Here is a 2,777-nt window from a genome sequence, read left to right on the forward strand (position 1 = left end):
GATACTATTAGTGGAGATAATATAATAGAGGCATTTAAAGAACAAGGGATTGAGTTAGGTAAGGATATATACAAAGGTACTCAAGCATGGTCTCAGATGGCTGTCCAAGCCTATCAGAATGCCTCAAGACTTGTCCCAAACCTTAATTTTACTACCACCACTAATTCCTCTATACCAAAAGACCAGGATGCATACATAAAATTAGACTTTGCTCATGAGATATGGCAAAGTCTTAAGAGTGTTGGTCAGGCAGGTGGAAATATACTTACTACGATTAGAGATACTGTTCGAGATTACAAGGAAGATTATGCCAGATATGTAGCATTTAAGAAAGGGGAATTAACTATTGAGGCAATCAAACAACAAGTAGAAAGTAAGCAATTAAGTGTAGATGATGTCCTTGATTTAGCCCAAAGGGTTAAGAGATATGGAGGAGATGCAACAGAGTTAATAAAATTATATAGTGATAGAGTAACTCCAAGCCAGTTACGAGCAATGATAGAGGCAAATCAAGACCCAACAATAACTAATATCCTTATAGATAAATGGAATAAAGATTATGCCAATGGGTGGATAGAGGGTTATAATTTCTATTATGAAAAAGTTGGGGAAGATGGCAAGGTATCAAATCCACTGGATAAAATGAAAGATGATGTATTAAATAGTAAATTAGAAGACCTTGCGGGGAAAAATGAATTAACAGGAGTAGAAAAAGACAGAGCACGTGATCTATTGGCTGAATATTTGAGAAGAAATAATAATCAAGGGACATGGGGTATTAAAGGGAAAGAAGCAGAGATAGGTATAAAGGTTGCAGATGATGTAGCTAAGAAGGTTTTAAAATACTATTTAGGAAATTTGGGGAAAGGACTTGTGATAGCAAGATACCTTGTTCAAGGTGAAATAGAGAAAGCTATTTTTCAATTAGACCCAACACATATAGCCGACATAGCCGACATAGCTTATAAAACTGTAAAATATGGAGAGTATATCAATGACTTGGCAAGGATACAGTTAGGAAAAGATGTTATCCCTAGTTATAGAATATGTATAGAAAATTATGTAGACTATGTGAAGATACAACAAGCCACAAATATGGGGAATTTGGGACCAGATTTTCATAACTTACCTGCAAGTGGATTTATCAAGGCTGACATTATATATTATCTAAACTATGGGACTCATATAGGTGGTACTAACAACTGGTTACCTGATGATATTAAAGGATATATTGAAGATGCGGTTAAGCAACGATAAAAAGGAAAGTGCTATGAGAACAACTCAAATTTTAAAATATACAACATTTATTGTTATGCTTCTCATTTTTAGTGGATGTAAAGAGTTATCTTATTCCTCAAAGATTATCTTTGCCTCTAACCGTGATGGTAATTTGGATATTTATATAATGGATGTTGATGATAAAAATCAAATAAGATTAACAACTAATCCAGATGATGATTATGAACCTTGTTGGTCTCCAGAGGGTGATAAAATTGCTTTTGTTTCGGACCGTGAGGGTCCTACAGGAATTTATATAATGAATGTTAATGGTACAAATCAAAAAAGAATTAGTGATGTTACTGCAATTGATGCACACCCTTCTTGGTCACCGGATGGGAAACATATTGTTTTTACTTGCTATCTTGGGAATTGGGAAGAAGGTATTAATAGTGAAATTTATATTATGAATGCAGATGGTACAGATCGAAAGAAAGTAACCAATCATCCAGCAGATGATAGTGAACCTTGTTGGTCGCCAGATGGTAAAAAGATTGCTTTTGTATCTAAGAGGGATGGTAATTGTGAAATTTACACAATGGACATTGAAGGGACAAATATAAGAAGATTGACAAATACCAATGTTGGAGATCGCAGTCCTTCATGGTCACCAGATGGTAAAAAGATTGCTTTTGTGTCAAGGCGTAATAGTATTGGTATTTCTAAAATTTATACAATGAATCCCGATGGTTCAGATCAAATAAGCATAAGTGATGATTCTGAAACAAGTGCTGATTCTGACCCTTCTTGGTCGCCAGATGGTAAAAAGATTGTCTTTAAGACTCTCAGTAAAGAATTAGGTAACTGGGAGATTTTCATAATGGATGCAGATGGAAAAAATCGAAAACGATTAACCTATAATGAAGTTCCAGATGGACACCCATCATGGCAACCGATTGTTAAGGAGTAGGTAAGTGGGTAACTGGGTAATTAGGTAATTAAGTAATTTTCGTTTCATTCGCTAAATTCGATTACTTAAAAGTGCTATCTGTGGCTAAAAGGTGGTAAAAATACCACCTATTTTAGCTGTAATTAATACAGGAAATTCCGAATTCCGGAATTCCGGGGGAATTCCGGGGACACAATACTTATTTCCTTTTAATTAGTATTGTGTCCCCCGATTTCCTTTCCAACCTTTAACTCCATTAGAGAAACAGGTAGCGATATATTTACTTCGATTAGAGAGGTAGTAAGAGAAGCCAGAAAGGATTATGACCTGCGTATAGCATATAAAAAGGGAGAATTACCTGCGGATGTCCTTGAGCAAAAGCTAAATAAAAAGGAGATAAATGTAGAGGATGTATACCAATTGGCAGTGGCATACGGAGCGGATGCAACAAAATTAATAGCACTTGCGAGTGAAAATGCTACTAATCAAGAACTGATGAACCTTATCAATAACGCTAAGAATGGTAATAAAGAGGTATCAGAGGCACTTAAGATTGAAAGAAATAATAGGATAGATGAGGCGATAAATAAGTTTTCTTCTGCTATTAATC

The 2,777-nt window shown here is 35.2% G+C and carries 3 protein-coding genes; all 3 read left to right on the top strand.

What is annotated here, in order from left to right:
- The coding region (locus AB1414_18555; protein MEW6609416.1) for a hypothetical protein at positions 1-1,257 on the top strand (1,257 nt) is incomplete at its 5' end.
- The gene (locus AB1414_18560; GenBank protein ID MEW6609417.1) at positions 1,238-2,188 is read left to right on the top strand and encodes a hypothetical protein; all 951 of its coding nucleotides are present in this window, start codon (positions 1,238-1,240) and stop codon (positions 2,186-2,188) included. The genes AB1414_18555 and AB1414_18560, both read left to right, overlap by 20 nt.
- 198 nt (positions 2,189-2,386) lie before the next feature.
- The coding region (locus AB1414_18565) for a hypothetical protein (GenBank protein MEW6609418.1) at positions 2,387-2,777 on the top strand (391 nt) is incomplete at its 3' end.

The sequence above is a fragment of the bacterium genome (assembly GCA_040755795.1).
Classification (GTDB): domain Bacteria; phylum UBA9089; class CG2-30-40-21; order CG2-30-40-21; family SBAY01; genus JBFLXS01.